The organism is Streptomyces coffeae (assembly GCF_016741875.1).
In the GTDB taxonomy this organism is placed as follows: Bacteria; Actinomycetota; Actinomycetes; order Streptomycetales; family Streptomycetaceae; genus Streptomyces; species Streptomyces coffeae.
Map to the genome: position 1 here is coordinate 105250 of NZ_JAERRF010000028.1, position 13882 is coordinate 119131.

Here is a 13882-nt window from a genome sequence, read left to right on the forward strand (position 1 = left end):
GCGGCCCGCCCACCCGCGGGCCGCGCCCCCCCGACTCCGCTTCAGAACTTCCCCGCCTGCTCCGCGGTGCGATGCCCCAGCCGCTGGGCGAACTCCGCGTGGAACCGCGCGGAGAGCGGCTGCCACCCCCAGAAGTCGAAGGCCAGCGCCCCGAGGTCGAAACCGGCCCCGAACCGCCACTCGGTGACCCGGGACCGATGCCGCACAGGCCGGGCAGACCACATCCGCCTCACCCGTCTCCTTCCAGCGCTCGATCGCCTCCCCGAACGGCCGCCAGACCTCCTCGTCCGGCTCGAAGCTCTCCGGATAGTCGATGACCACGGTGCGGGCGTCGCAGCGCGGACAGCTCACCTCGTCCGCCGTGCTCTCCCCCTGCCCCCGACGTGGTCATCCCGCCCCACCAGCACCGCCACCGGCCCCGGCACCCACGCCGGATCCGAGGAGTCGTCAACCGCCCGGACCCACCGCGGGCCGGGCACATATCCCTGGTCCACGGTCAGGCTGTACACCCCGTCGCCGGACAGCTCCCGGGTGATCAGCCCCTCGGCGACCATCCAGTCCACCATCCGCTCCGCCAGCGCCCCGGCCCCCTCGCCGGTCACCTCGACGTCGACGATCCGCTCGTAGGAGTCGCCCATCGCCGCCCCACTCCTCCCCGCTGTCAGGGCGCTACTGTCGCACCCCCTCGGACACCGGGCCGTGTGCCGACCCCGCTCAGCCGGCGTCCGGCCCGCCCGGCGGGCCCAGCCGGGCCGCCTTGAGGGCCATGTGGAGGAGCAGGCGGTCCTCGCCCGCGTCCAGGTCGAGGCCGGTCAGCTGCTTCACGCGGGACAGGCGGTAGTAGAGGGTCTGGCGGTGGATGCCGAGCAACTGGGCGGTGCGGCTTGCCTGCCCCGCGCAGTCGAGGAACGCCTCGGCGGTACGGGCGAGTTCGGCGTGCGAGCGCTCCAGCAGGGGGCGGACGGCCGCGTCCGGCGCGGTCGGGGGAAGGGCGGTCAGCAGGCGGTACGGGCCGATGGCGGTCCACTCGGCCACCGGTCCGAGCCGGGCGTCCGCGCGGGCGGCGCGGGCGGCGGCCAGTGCCTCGCCCCAGGCGGTGGGCAGCTCGTCCAGGCCGCGGCGCGGTCCGGAGACCCCGGCGGCCGTCTCCCGGCCGCCGCCCGGCGGCAGCTCGGGGCCGGGGGTGTTCGGGGCGCTCGCGCGGGGGGAGCGCAGCAGCTGTTCGGCGGTGGTGCGGGCCGGGTCCAGGGCGCTGGCGGCGCGCAGCCGCACCAGGGCGGCCAGGGTGACGTCCCCGGCGCCGGGCACCACACTGGCGGCCGCGATCCCCGGCAGCCGGGGCAGCCCCGGGTGATCGGCCTCCGCACCGGTGTCCGGGGTCCAGGGCACCACCGCCACCAGCGCCAGCGGGCCGTCGGCCGCTGGGCGCAGCGCGGCCCGCAGCCCCGCGCGGGCCGCGTCCTGGCCGCCCGGCGGCCCGGTCAGCAGCTCGGCGAGCAGCTCGCCCAGCTCCTCCCCGGCCCGTGCCTCGGCCGCCAGCAGCGCGCCGATCCGCGCGGTGGTCTCCACGGCCCGCGCCAGCCGCGGGTCCGGGGCGACCAAGGGGCCGCCGAGTTCCAGGTCCGAGAGATGGCCGTCGTCCAGCAGCCACACATAGCCGTGCACCACACCGCGGTGCCGCACGGGCAGACAGATACGGCCCATGAAGACCCCGGCCGCCGGATCCGGCGGAATCCGCAGCGGGGCCTGGGCGCGGGCGATCCCGAACGCCTCGAACCACGCCCGCACCGCCGCCGTCGAGCGCCGCTGGAGGATGGAGCGGGTACGCACCGGATCCAGCGCCGGTTCCTCGGCGTCCCCGCTGTCGTGGGCACCGAAGGCGATCAGGGCGAAGTCGCGGTTCTCCAGGGTCGCGGGCGCGCCGAGCGCCGCCGTGATCTCGTCCACCAGTTGCTGATAGTCGTCCCGCACCGGTCGCTCGCCTCCTTCCCGGATCCGCCTCTCCCATTCTCATACAGATGTCTGAGATCCCGGACACGGATGTAGGACAGCTGTCGATGGCCGCGGATACGCGCGATCCTTAAGTTTCACGGTGAGTTGTTGAAGCCGTTCGACGGCCGTCATCGTGGAGGTGCCCGTGCTGGGACCCGTGCTGCTCGCCGCTTCGCGCAGTGCTGCCATCCGTCGCATCGTCTCGGCCGCGCCGGTCACCCGCCCGATGGTGGACCGGTTCGTGGCCGGTGAGCGGCTGGACGAGTCGCTTGTGGCCGTGCGCTCCCTGGCCTCGCGCGGTCTTGAGGTCACCCTCGACCATCTGGGCGAGGATGTCACCGATCGCTCCGAGGCGCTGCGCAGCCGGGACGCCTATCTCGCGCTGGCCGAGGCACTGGCCACCGAGGAGCTCGGCACCCGCGCGGAGATGTCGGTCAAGCTGTCGGCCTTCGGCCAGGCGCTGCCCGGCGGCCACGACGTGGCGCTCGCCAATGTCACCCCGGTCGTCGAGGCGGCGGCCGAGGCGGGGACGACCGTCACCCTGGACATGGAGGACCACACCACCGTGGACTCCACCCTGGCGATCCTCGGCGAGCTGCGCTCCCGGTTCCCGCAGACCGGCGCGGTGGTGCAGTCGTATCTGTTCCGCACCGAGGACGACTGCCGGGCGCTGGCCGGGGAAGGCTCCCGGGTGCGGCTGGTGAAGGGCGCGTACAAGGAGCCCGCGAGCGTCGCTTACCAGGACAAGCGCGAGGTGGACCGGGCGTATGTGCGCTGCCTGAAGATCCTGATGGCCGGTGACGGCTACCCCATGATCGGCTCGCATGACCCGCGCATGGTGGCCATCGCCCAGGAGCTGGCCCGCCGCGTCGGCCGCAAGCTGGACGAGTACGAGTTCCAGATGCTCTACGGGATCCGCGAGGGCGAGCAGGAGCGGCTGGTGGCGGAAGGGCATCGGATGCGGGTTTACGTCCCGTATGGAACAGACTGGTATGGGTACTTCATGCGCCGCCTCGCGGAGCGCCCCGCGAACGTCGCGTTCTTCCTGCGCTCGCTGGTCAGCCGCGGCTGATCGTCCCGCCCGCAGCCCCCCGAAGACTTCCCCTCGCAATCCGACGATCGAAGGAGACAACGGCCACCATGGACGCCGTCACCCAGGTCCCCGTCCCGGTGAACGAGCCGGTGCACACCTACGCCCCCGGCACCCCGGAGCGCGCCCGCCTCGAGACCAAGCTCAAGGAGCTGTCCCAGAACCCGGTCGAGCTGTCGATGACCATCGGCGGTGAGAAGCGGATGGGCGGCGGAGAGCGCTTCGACGTCGTACAGCCGCACAACCACGCGGCCCGCCTCGGTACCTACGCCAACGCCACCAAGGCCGACGCGCAGGACGCGATCGACGCGGCGCTGGCCGCCGCCCCGGCGTGGCGCGCGCTCAGCTTCGACGACCGCGCCGCGATCATCCTCAAAGCCGCCGATCTGCTCTCCGGGCCGTGGCGCGAGACCCTCGCCGCCTCGACCATGCTCGGCCAGTCCAAGACCGCCCAGCAGGCCGAGATCGACACCCCCTGCGAGCTGATCGACTTCTGGCGCTTCAATGTGCACTTCGCACGCCAGATCATGGCCGAGCAGCCGGTCACCAACTCCCCGGGGGTCTGGAACCGCTCCGACCACCGGCCGCTGGAGGGGTTCGTCTACGCGATCACCCCGTTCAACTTCACCGCCATCGCGGGCAACCTCCCCACCGCCCCCGCCCTCATGGGCAATGTGGTGGTCTGGAAGCCGTCCCCGACGCAGACCCACGCCGCCGTGCTGCTGATGCAGCTGCTGGAGGAGGCCGGGCTGCCCAAGGGCGTCATCAACCTCGTCACCGGTGACGGCAAGGAGGTCTCCGAGGTGGCGCTGACCCACCCGGACCTCGCGGGCATCCACTTCACCGGCTCCACCCGCACCTTCCAGTACCTGTGGAAGACGGTCGGCGCCAACATCGAGAACTACAAGACCTACCCGCGTCTGGTCGGCGAGACCGGGGGCAAGGACTTCATCGTCGCCCACCCGTCCGCGGACCCGGGGGTGCTGAAGACGGCGATGACCCGCGGCGCCTTCGAGTTCCAGGGCCAGAAGTGTTCCGCCGCCTCGCGCGCCTACGTCCCGCGCTCGCTGTGGGACGGCGGCCTCAAGGAGGAGTTCGCCGCCGAGGTCAACGGGCTGTCGATGGGCGATGTCTCCGAGCTCGGCAACTTCATGGGCGCGGTCATCGACGACCGGTCGTTCGCCAAGAACAAGGCGGCGATCGACCGGGCGAAGTCCGACCCGACCATCGAGGTGGTCGCGGGCGGTACCTACGACGACAGCGAGGGTTACTTCGTCCGTCCGACCGTCCTGGTCTCCACCGACCCGGAGAACGAGATCTTCAAGGACGAGTACTTCGGCCCGATCCTGGGCGTGTACGTCTACGAGGACGCGGAGTACGACGCGATGCTCCAGCAGATGGAGTCGGCCTCGGCCTACGGCCTGACCGGCTGCGTCATCGCCCAGGACCGCGCCGCGGCCGCCGCCACCTGCGAGGCGCTGCGCTTCGCGGCCGGCAACTTCTACATCAACGACAAGCCCACCGGTGCGGTGGTCGGTCAGCAGCCGTTCGGCGGCGGCCGCGCCTCCGGCACCAACGACAAGGCGGGCGCCAAGCAGAACCTGATGCGCTGGACCTCCACCCGCTCCATCAAGGAGACCCTGGTCCCGCCGACGGACTACCGCTACCCGCACATGGGCTGACCTGCCCGGCGCACTCCGCGCCCGCTGAACCCCGCCCCCGGCCGTGTCCTATCCGGCCGGGGGCGGAGTGCGTGCGGAAGTGGAATACGCCGTAAAGCTGTGGACGCCCGAGCGGCAACGATGCTAGCGTCAGGCAATCAAGTAGCCATTATTTACCGCAGTTTACGTGGGTAACCAGGTGCGGGGTCACCCACAGCGGTACGGGATCGGCCAGGGTGGTCGAGGTCGGACGGGGGTCGGCCTCGATCATCAGGACGGGCCCGCCACGGCCCTGCCGTGGGGCAGCAGGACGGCCGATGGATTCCATCGGCCGTTTTTTGCGTCTCAGATAGTAGGACGTCCGACTAATTGTGCAGACAGCGCAGCCGGGCTGTCGTACTTTTGTGGAAGCCGAACGTCTCGCTCCATCGAGCGACGGCGGACGTGGCCGGTGCACAGCCGCAGGCGACCCCTGCCGCACCCAGGCCCCCGCCCTTTCCGGCTGCCACCTTCTCGGGGATTCCCCCCGGCCTGTTCCGGGGCTGAGCCAAGGAGACGTGTACATGGCCGAGCAGACCATCCGCCGGGTCCGCCGCAAGACCGACAACACCGACCGTCAGAAGGCGGCCGCCGCGCTCCAGCGCGCGCTGGACCGCCGGGACAACGGCGGCGCCACCGGTCACTGACGCCGGGAGCGCGTGATCGTGAAGTGATCCACGCGCTCACCGGACTCCGCCAGCGCCGTGACCTTCAGCTTCGGCTCCGCACCGGGCTCCACCTCCACCGCGAGGAAGGAGAAGCCGGTGTAGCGGACCCGCGACCACTCCACGGTGTCGCGGTTTTTCTCCCCGTCCTTCGTCCAGTGGTAGGTCTTCACCTCGTCCAGGTCCCGGACCTTCCCCTCGTAGCTGTCGGGCACGGGGAAGGAGTACAGATCCGCGCCCGCCCCGCCCGCCGTCACATAGACGATCCCGTCGCGCACCGCGTCCGCGTCGCCGCCGACCGGGACCCGGCGGGCGGCCTTCCCGCCCCGGATGGCGTCGGTGCGCTCGTAGACGTGGTTGTGACCGTTGATCACCAGATCCACCTGGTGCTTGTCGAAGAGCGGCACCCATGCGTCGCGCACACCCCCGTCCGAGGCGTGCGAGCTGGTGGTGGAGAAGGCGCAGTGGTGGAAGAAGACCACCACGAAGTCGATGTCCTCCCGCGCCCGCAGCTCCGTCAGCCGCCGCTCCAGCCAGCGGGTCTGCTCACCGCCGCTCCAGCCCGCGTTGGCGGTGATCTCGTAGCTGACGTCATTGGCGTCCAGCGCGATCACGCCCACGTTCCCGTAGCTGAACGAGTAGACGCCGGGCGATGTGCGCGGGGCGGGCCCATTCCGCGGCAACGACCAGCGGGCCAGCTGTCCGCCGTAGCCGTCGGGGGAGTACCACGCCTCCATGTCGTGGTTGCCAGTGGTCACCATCCAGGGCACGGTGGCGGCCACCGCCTCGGTCTGGGCGAGGAAGGAGTCCCAGACGCGGGCGTCGTAGAGGTCGGATTTCTTGCCGTGGCCGGTGGTGTCCGCGTAGCACAGATCGCCCGCGTGGAGATGGAAGGACGGGTTCTGGCCGAGGATCACCCGGTCGTTGGCGAGCGCGTGATAGCTCACGCCCTGGTCGCCGAAGGCGGTGAAGACAAACGGCACCGGCCGATCGGGCGCGGTGCGGAAGGTGCCCACCGAGGAGAAGCGGCGGGGGTCGGCCGGGTCCCAGCCCTCGTGGCCGACGCCGTAGTAGTAGGTGACATCGGGGCTCAGTCCGTCCACCGCGGCATGCAGGTAGTACTGGTCCACCGCGGGGAGATCGTCGCTGAGCGCGGGGGTGTGCAGCGGCCGTACTTCGGCCTCGACCTTCCGGGTCAGCTCCCCGGGCCCGGTGCCGATCCGCACATAGGGCTTGTGCACCGCCAGCGGCACCTGCCAGGAGATCCGCATCTCGGTCGTGGGGTCGGCGCCGAACGCGAGATGACGGCCGAACGGGGCCACCAGCGAGCCGTCCACCGTGGCCCGGCGCGGAACCGGTACGGACGCGGGGGCGGGCCGGGCGCCGGTGGCGCACGCCGAGCCGCCCAGCAGTCCCGCGCCCACGGCCGCGCCGGCGGTGGCCGCGCCCCCGCGCAGCACCCTCCGGCGGGAGAACCGCGCCCGCAGGTACTCGTGCTGCTCGGCCAGGCTCATCCGGCGCGCGAGCGGCTCAGGGATGCCGAACCGTGGTGTGTCCATGCACCGGAATCTCCCCCGGGCGGTCAACCGCGCGCGGTACGAGGGGTGAACGGTGGCTTTCCGGTCGGCGTCTGTCCGAATGGCGGACGGTCGGTGTCAGCCCATGGGACGAGGAGTAGGGTCCCGGTATGTCTCGCTCCCTTCGCCTCGCAGTGATCCCCGGTGACGGTATCGGCCAGGAAGTCGTGGCCCAGGGCCTCAAGGTCCTCGCCGCCGCCCTTCCGCAGGACGTGAAGCTGGAGACCCGGAACTACGATCTGGGCGCCCGGCGCTGGCACGCCACCGGCGAGACCCTGCCGGACGCCGACCTGGAGTCGCTGAAGGACCACGACGCGATCCTGCTCGGCGCGATCGGCGATCCGTCGGTACCCTCCGGCGTGCTGGAGCGCGGGCTGCTCCTCAAGCTCCGCTTCGCCTTCGACCACTACGTCAACCTGCGTCCGTCGAAGCTCTTCCCGAACACCGCGACCCCGCTGGCCGGCCGCCCCGACATCGACTTCGTGGTCGTCCGCGAGGGCACCGAGGGCCCGTACGTGGGCAACGGCGGCTCGCTGCGCACCGGCACCCCCGCCGAGGTGGCCACCGAGGTCAGCCTGAACACGGCGTACGGCGTGGAGCGGGTGGTACGCGACGCGTACGAGCGCGCCAACGCCCGTCCGCGCAAGAAGCTGACCCTGGTCCACAAGAACAACGTCCTGGTGCACGCCGGTCATCTGTGGAAGAACATCTTCGACCAGGTCGGCCAGGAGTACCCCGAGGTCACCACCGACTATCTGCATGTCGACGCTGCGACGATCTTCTTTGTCACCCAGCCCGAGCGGTTCGACGTGATCGTCACCGACAACCTTTTCGGTGACATTCTGACCGACCTCGCCGCCGCCGTCACCGGTGGTATCGGGCTCGCCGCGAGCGGGAACATCAACCCCTCCGGCGCCTTCCCCTCGATGTTCGAGCCGGTTCACGGCTCCGCGCCGGACATCGCGGGCACCGGCAAGGCCGACCCGACCGCGACCGTGCTGTCGGTGGCCCTGCTCCTGTCGCACCTCGGCTACGCGGAGGAGGCGGCCCGGATCGAGGCCGCCGTCGCGCAGGACCTCGCCGAGCGGGACGCCGCGACGCCCCGCACCACCGACGAGACCGGCGACGCGCTCGCCGCGCGGGTGGCCGGCTGACCCCAGCCGGTGCCGGTGCGCGGCCGGGTGCGACGATCGACCCCTGGGCCGCGCGCAACCCGCACACCTCTTCCCCCGGCCCCACCTAGGCGATAATCCTGGTGGGGCCGCTGTGTGCAGCGAAACTTGGACGTCCTCGTACCGATCACGGTCAGGACGGTGTGAGCGCGGTCCGTGACAACCGAACGGTGAAGGACTACCACTCATGACGACGCCCACGATCGAGCTCAAGCCCTCGGCCCACCCGCTCTCCGACGCCGAGCGGGAGCGGATTCTGGCCAACCCCGGGTTCGGCCGCCACTTCACCGATCACATGGTGACCATCAAGTGGACGGAGGGCCGCGGCTGGCACGAGGCCCAGCTCGTGCCGTACGCCGCGCTGCCGCTCGACCCGGCGAACATGACGCTCCACTACGCCCAGACCATCTTCGAGGGGCTCAAGGCGTACCGGCAGCCCGACGGCACCGTGGCCACCTTCCGCCCCGAGCGGAACGCCGAGCGCTTCCAGTCGTCCGCCCGCCGGATGGCCATGCCCGAGCTGCCCGTGGACACCTTCATCGCGGCCTGTGACGCGCTGGTCACCCAGGACCGGGCCTGGGTGCCCGGCACCGGCGAGGAGTCGCTCTACCTGCGGCCGTTCATGTTCGCCACCGAGGTCGGGCTCGGCGTCCGGCCCGCCAACGAGTACCTGTTCGTCGTCATCGCCTCCCCGGCCGGGGCGTACTTCCCCGGCGGGGTGAAGCCGGTCTCGGTGTGGCTCTCCGAGGAGTACGTCCGCGCCGCCCCCGGCGGCACCGGCGCGGCCAAGGCGGGCGGCAACTACGCCGCCTCGCTGGTCGCCCAGGCGCAGGCCGCCGAGCAGGGCTGTGACCAGGTGGTCTGGCTGGACGCCATCGAGCGCCGCTGGATCGAGGAGATGGGCGGGATGAACCTGTACTTCGTGTACGGGAACCGCATCGTCACCCCCGAGCTGACCGGCTCGCTGCTGCCCGGCATCACCCGCGCCTCGCTGCTGCGGATCGCCGCCGACCTCGGCTACGAGGTCTCCGAGGGCCGGATCTCGGTGGACGACTGGCGCGAGGGCAACGCGGACGGTTCCCTCACCGAGGTCTTCGCCTGCGGTACCGCGGCCGTGATCACCCCGGTCGGCTCGGTGAAGTCCGCCCGCGGCAGCTGGACGGTGGGCGACGGGCAGCCCGGCGAGGTCACCATGAAGCTGCGCCGCGCGCTGCTGGACATCCAGACCGGTGCCGCCCCGGACACCCATGGCTGGATGCACCGCCTGGGCTGACGCCCGCGGTTCGCATACTGAGACGGAAGGGAGCCCGGGGGCGGAATGTGCCAGACTGCCCCCGTGCTCTCGTTCGCCATGATTATTGGCAGCAGGCGCGCCGGTCCGCAGTGACCGCCCCGTACGACCCGGTACGGCGTGGACACCGTGCCCCAGACCCGCGCGCAGACCTCTCGCACCCGCGAGGGGTCTTTTCGTTTTCCGGACCATCCCACCGGATGCGGAGCGTGAGGGATCATAGGAGGGCGCGGAACCGGTTATTCCGGTAGACCGAGATCCATCCGACAGGAGCCCGACCACCATGAAGGATCTGCCCGACGACGGTTTCCATGTCTTCGACACCACGCTGCGCGACGGCGCGCAGCGCGAGGGCATCAATCTGACGGTCGCGGACAAGCTGACCATCGCCCGTCACCTCGACGACTTCGGCGTGGGCTTCATCGAGGGCGGCTGGCCCGGCGCCAATCCGCGCGACACGGAGTTCTTCGCGCGGGCGCGCGAAGAGATCGACTTCAAGCACGCACTGCTCGTCGCCTTCGGCGCGACCCGCAAGGCGGGGGTGAGCGCCGAGGCCGATCCGCAGGTGAAGGCGCTCCTCGACTCCGGCGCGCCGGTGATCACCCTGGTCGCCAAGTCCCATGACCGCCATGTGGAGCTGGCCCTGCGCACCTCGCTCGAGGAGAACCTCGCGATGATCCGCGACACCGTCGCGTATCTGCGCTCCCAGGGCCGCCGGGTCTTCCTCGACTGCGAGCACTTCTTCGACGGCTACCGCGCCAACGCCGCCTACGCCAAGCAGGTCGTGGCCACCGCATACCAGGCGGGTGCCGAGGTGGTGGTGCTGTGCGACACCAACGGCGGGATGCTCCCCGGCCAGATCGACGCGGTGGTCCGCACCGTCCTCGCCGACACCGGGGCGCGCCTGGGCATCCACGCCCAGGACGACACCGGCTGCGCCGTGGCCAACACCCTGGCCGCGGTGGACGCGGGTGCCACCCATGTCCAGTGCACCGCCAACGGCTACGGCGAGCGGGTCGGCAACGCCAACCTCTTCCCGGTCGTCGCGGCGCTGGAGCTGAAGTACGGCCGCCCGGTGCTGCCCCGGGGCGCGCTGGCGGAGATGACCCGGATCTCGCACGCCATCGCCGAGGTCGTCAATCTGACGCCCTCCACCCACCAGCCCTATGTGGGTGTTTCCGCCTTCGCCCACAAGGCCGGGCTGCACGCCTCGGCCATCAAGGTCGACCCGGACCTGTACCAGCACATCGACCCCGAGCAGGTCGGCAACACCATGCGGATGCTGGTCTCGGACATGGCGGGCCGCGCCTCGATCGAGCTCAAGGGCAAGGAGCTGGGCATCGACCTCGGCGATGACCGGGCACTGGTCGGCCGGGTCGTGGAGCGCGTCAAGGAGCGGGAGCTCGCGGGCTACACCTACGAGGCCGCCGACGCCTCCTTCGAACTCCTGCTGCGCGCGGAGGCCGAGGGCCGGGCCCGCCGCTTCTTCCGGGTCGAGTCCTGGCGGGCGATCGTCGAGGACCGCCCGGACGGCACCCATGCCAACGAGGCCACCGTGAAGCTGTGGGCCAAGGGCGAGCGGATCGTCGCCACGGCGGAGGGGAACGGTCCGGTCCACGCCCTCGACCGGGCGCTGCGGGTGGGGCTGGAGCGGATCTATCCGGAGCTGGCCGCGCTGGAGCTGGTGGACTACAAAGTCCGCATCCTGGAAGGCAAGCACGGTACGCAGTCCACGACCCGGGTGCTGGTCTCCACCACCGACGGCAAGGGGGAGTGGTCGACGGTCGGCGTCGGGGAGAACGTGATCGCCGCGTCCTGGCAGGCGCTGGACGACGCCTACGCCTACGGACTGCTGCGGGCCGGACTGGAACCGCAGGAGTGAACGGCCGCGGCCCCGGCACCGCTCTGGTGGGCGTGGCCCTGCCGGGGCCGCGGGATCGGCGTCCGCGGATGCGCGGCTTCGCACCGGAGGCGTGGTTGAGTGTTTAACCACCTTGGGCCAGGATGCGGAGCAGGTGCGGTGACCTCGGCGGGACCGCCCCGGCGGCTGCGGACCATCCGGGTGGTCAAGCCCGGACGGTGACCGTGCGGCGGTCGGAAGTTTGTGGAGGACCCACAGCGGCGAATGGGGTGCGACGTACCAGGTGGCGTGAAATCCGCTGTCCAGTTCTGTCCCGCCTGCCCACCAAAACGCGCCCGACGTTGTATGGAATTGACATGAGCTTCCAGGGGTCCGGGAACGTACCGTCGATGCATGACCAATCTCGAAGGTGCGCCCGCTGAGGCGAGTGACGTTCGCGGGCGCGTCGCCGAGCTGCACGCGATCCGCGAGCAGGCTCGGCGCGGCCCGAGCGAGCGGGCGACCGAGGCCCAGAAGGCCAAGGGCAAGCTGACAGCTCGCGAGCGGATCGAACTGCTGCTGGACGAGGGGTCCTTCAACGAGGTGGAGCCGCTGCGGCGGCACCGTGCGACCGGCTTCGGGCTGGAAGCGAAGCGCCCCTACACCGACGGGGTCGTCACTGGCTGGGGGACCGTCCACGGCCGGACGGTGTTCGTCTACGCACACGACTTCCGGATCTTCGGCGGGGCGCTGGGGGAGGCCCACGCAACCAAGATCCACAAGATCATGGACATGGCCATCTCGGCCGGGGCCCCGCTGGTGTCCCTCAACGACGGCGCCGGAGCCCGGATCCAGGAGGGCGTCTCCGCCCTCGCCGGTTACGGCGGCATCTTCCAGCGCAACACCAAGGCGTCCGGTGTCATCCCGCAGATCAGCGTGATGCTCGGCCCGTGCGCGGGCGGCGCCGCCTACTCCCCGGCCCTCACCGACTTCGTGTTCATGGTCCGTGAGACCTCGCAGATGTTCATCACCGGACCCGATGTGGTCCAGGCGGTGACCGGCGAGAAGGTCTCGCAGAACGGACTGGGCGGCGCGGATGTGCACGCCGAGACCTCCGGTGTGTGCCACTTCGCCTACGACGACGAGGAGACGTGCCTGGAGGAGGTGCGCTACCTGCTGTCGCTGCTGCCGCAGAACAACCGGGAGAACCCGCCGGTCGCCGAGTGCGACGACCCGGCCTCCCGGCGCGGTGAGGCGCTGCTCGACCTCGTCCCGGCCGACGGCAACCGCCCCTACGACATGCGCAAGGTCATCGAGGAGATCGTCGACGACGGCGAGTACCTCGAGGTCCACGAGCGCTGGGCGACCAACATCATCTGCGCCCTGACCCGTCTGGACGGCGCGGTGGTCGGCATTATCGCCAACCAGCCGCAGTCGCTGGCCGGGGTGCTGGACATCGAGGCGTCGGAGAAGTCCGCGCGCTTCATCCAGATGTGCGACGCCTTCAACATCCCGCTGATCACGCTGCTCGATGTGCCCGGTTTCCTGCCCGGTGTGGACCAGGAGCACGGCGGGATCATCCGGCACGGCGCCAAGATGCTCTACGCGTACTGCAATGCCACCGTTCCGCGTATCTCGGTCATCCTGCGCAAGGCGTACGGCGGTGCCTACATCGTCATGGACTCCCAGTCCATCGGTGCGGACCTGACCTACGCCTGGCCGACCAACGAGATCGCGGTGATGGGCGCGGAGGGCGCGGCCAACGTGATCTTCCGCCGTCAGATCGCCGACTCGGACGACCCGGAGGCCATGCGCGCGCGCATGGTCAAGGAGTACAAGTCCGAGCTGATGCACCCCTACTACGCGGCCGAGCGGGGCCTGGTCGACGACGTCATCGACCCGGTCGAGACCCGCGAGGTCCTGATCCGGTCCCTGGCGATGCTGCGCGACAAGCACGCCGACCTGCCGTCCCGTAAGCACGGCAACCCGCCGCAGTGACCGCGGCATCGCGACAGAGGGAACAGAGGGAGAAGCCCACCATGAGTACGTCTGAGGACTCCGCCGATATCGCCGCGGCGGCGGCCACGCTCGTCCGCGTCGAGAAGGGCCACGCGGACGCCGAGGAACTGGCCGCGGTCACCGCGGTTCTCCTCGCCCGCGCCGCCGCCACCGCCGGCCACCACCGCACCGGCGCCTCGGCCCGCCCGCGCCGCAGCGCCGCGCGCTGGCGCCGCCTGGAGCGCCAGTCGGCCTTCCGCGCCCCGCACAGCTGGCAGGGCTGAGCGTGTAAGGCCGCCGCGCCGCCGCCGGGCGACCGCACATCGTCCGAAGCGGCAGCTGCGGCCGAAGCGATGAGAAAACCCCCTGCTCTCCTCGGAGAGCAGGGGGTTTTCCGCTGTACGGGACCGCCGGGACCCGCTAGCGCAGCCGGGCCATCAGCGCGTGCTCGACCAGGGTGATCAGCGCGCTCTTGGCCTCGCTGCGGTGGCGGGCGTCGGTGATGATGATCGGCGCGTCGGGGCCGATCTGGAGCGCTTCGCGCACCTCCTCGGGGC

12 protein-coding genes and 1 pseudogene are annotated in these 13882 nt (G+C 71.0%); 8 read left to right on the forward strand and 5 right to left on the reverse strand.

Annotated elements, in window-relative coordinates; translation table 11 throughout:
• Positions 1–41: 41 nt before the first annotated feature.
• From JK363_RS43045 to JK363_RS33360, 3 genes are all read right to left on the reverse strand, one after another.
• Positions 42–206, reverse strand: coding sequence for a hypothetical protein (locus tag JK363_RS43045; protein ID WP_236076291.1), 165 nt, complete (start codon positions 204–206; stop codon positions 42–44).
• Positions 207–347: 141 nt separating this feature from the next.
• Positions 348–638 (reverse strand): hypothetical protein, encoded by a 291-nt coding sequence (locus JK363_RS43050; RefSeq protein WP_236076292.1) that lies wholly within the window; start codon positions 636–638, stop codon positions 348–350.
• Between the two features lie 76 nt (positions 639–714).
• Positions 715–1971: a PucR family transcriptional regulator gene (locus JK363_RS33360; protein WP_201881060.1), complete on the reverse strand. Its 1257-nt coding sequence runs from the start codon at positions 1969–1971 to the stop codon at positions 715–717.
• 166 nt (positions 1972–2137) lie between these two features.
• Between JK363_RS33360 and JK363_RS33365 the strand changes: the two genes are divergently transcribed.
• The 3 genes from JK363_RS33365 to JK363_RS43965 all read left to right on the forward strand — a co-directional run bounded on the left by JK363_RS33365 (position 2138) and on the right by JK363_RS43965 (position 5429).
• Positions 2138–3064, forward strand: a complete 927-nt coding sequence (locus JK363_RS33365; protein ID WP_201881061.1) for a proline dehydrogenase family protein — start codon at positions 2138–2140, stop codon at positions 3062–3064.
• A 68-nt stretch (positions 3065–3132) separates the two neighbouring features.
• On the forward strand, positions 3133–4764 hold the full coding sequence (gene pruA, locus JK363_RS33370) for an L-glutamate gamma-semialdehyde dehydrogenase (RefSeq protein WP_201881062.1): 1632 nt from the start codon (positions 3133–3135) through the stop codon (positions 4762–4764).
• A gap of 542 nt (positions 4765–5306) precedes the next feature.
• Positions 5307–5429 carry a hypothetical protein gene (locus JK363_RS43965; protein WP_268981122.1) on the forward strand — a complete coding sequence of 41 codons (123 nt, stop codon included), beginning with the start codon at positions 5307–5309 and terminating at the stop codon, positions 5427–5429.
• Here JK363_RS43965 and JK363_RS33375 read toward each other — a convergent pair.
• The gene (locus JK363_RS33375; RefSeq protein WP_201881063.1) at positions 5423–7006 is read right to left on the reverse strand and encodes a purple acid phosphatase family protein; all 1584 of its coding nucleotides are present in this window, start codon (positions 7004–7006) and stop codon (positions 5423–5425) included. The two genes, JK363_RS43965 and JK363_RS33375, sit on opposite strands and share 7 nt — an antisense overlap.
• Before the next feature lie 128 nt (positions 7007–7134).
• Here JK363_RS33375 and JK363_RS33380 point away from each other — a divergent pair, with 128 nt between their 5' ends.
• The 5 genes from JK363_RS33380 (at position 7135) to JK363_RS33400 (ending at position 13609) form a co-directional block, all read left to right on the forward strand.
• Positions 7135–8178 carry a 3-isopropylmalate dehydrogenase gene (locus tag JK363_RS33380; RefSeq protein WP_201881065.1) on the forward strand — a complete coding sequence of 348 codons (1044 nt, stop codon included), beginning with the start codon at positions 7135–7137 and terminating at the stop codon, positions 8176–8178.
• 205 nt (positions 8179–8383) lie between these two features.
• Positions 8384–9469 carry a branched-chain amino acid aminotransferase gene (locus JK363_RS33385; RefSeq protein WP_201881067.1) on the forward strand — a complete coding sequence of 362 codons (1086 nt, stop codon included), beginning with the start codon at positions 8384–8386 and terminating at the stop codon, positions 9467–9469.
• Between the two features lie 301 nt (positions 9470–9770).
• Entirely contained in the window at positions 9771–11369 is a 1599-nt protein-coding gene (gene cimA, locus JK363_RS33390; protein ID WP_201881068.1) for a citramalate synthase, read from the forward strand.
• Positions 11370–11741: 372 nt separating this feature from the next.
• Positions 11742–13325: an acyl-CoA carboxylase subunit beta gene (locus JK363_RS33395; protein ID WP_201881069.1), complete on the forward strand. Its 1584-nt coding sequence runs from the start codon at positions 11742–11744 to the stop codon at positions 13323–13325.
• Between the two features lie 41 nt (positions 13326–13366).
• Complete coding sequence (locus JK363_RS33400) at positions 13367–13609, forward strand: acyl-CoA carboxylase subunit epsilon (RefSeq protein ID WP_201881070.1); 243 nt, start codon at positions 13367–13369, stop codon at positions 13607–13609.
• A 136-nt stretch (positions 13610–13745) separates the two neighbouring features.
• Here the strand turns inward: JK363_RS33400 and JK363_RS33405 are convergent.
• Positions 13746–13882: pseudogene (locus JK363_RS33405) on the reverse strand (ATP-binding protein); the annotation flags it as partial.

What these genes read in the sequence shown, in the direction of transcription:
- JK363_RS33395 (WP_201881069.1), top strand. Translation starts at nt 11,742, where the DNA reads ATGACCAATCTCGAAGGTGCGCCCGCTGAGGCGAGTGACGTTCGCGGG.
- JK363_RS43965 (WP_268981122.1), top strand. Translation starts at nt 5,307, where the DNA reads ATGGCCGAGCAGACCATCCGCCGGGTCCGCCGCAAGACCGACAACACC.
- pruA (WP_201881062.1), top strand. Translation starts at nt 3,133, where the DNA reads ATGGACGCCGTCACCCAGGTCCCCGTCCCGGTGAACGAGCCGGTGCAC.
- JK363_RS33380 (WP_201881065.1), top strand. Translation starts at nt 7,135, where the DNA reads ATGTCTCGCTCCCTTCGCCTCGCAGTGATCCCCGGTGACGGTATCGGC.
- JK363_RS33385 (WP_201881067.1), top strand. Translation starts at nt 8,384, where the DNA reads ATGACGACGCCCACGATCGAGCTCAAGCCCTCGGCCCACCCGCTCTCC.
- JK363_RS33400 (WP_201881070.1), top strand. Translation starts at nt 13,367, where the DNA reads ATGAGTACGTCTGAGGACTCCGCCGATATCGCCGCGGCGGCGGCCACG.
- JK363_RS43050 (WP_236076292.1), bottom strand. Translation starts at nt 638, where the DNA reads ATGGGCGACTCCTACGAGCGGATCGTCGACGTCGAGGTGACCGGCGAG.
- cimA (WP_201881068.1), top strand. Translation starts at nt 9,771, where the DNA reads ATGAAGGATCTGCCCGACGACGGTTTCCATGTCTTCGACACCACGCTG.
- JK363_RS33375 (WP_201881063.1), bottom strand. Translation starts at nt 7,006, where the DNA reads ATGGACACACCACGGTTCGGCATCCCTGAGCCGCTCGCGCGCCGGATG.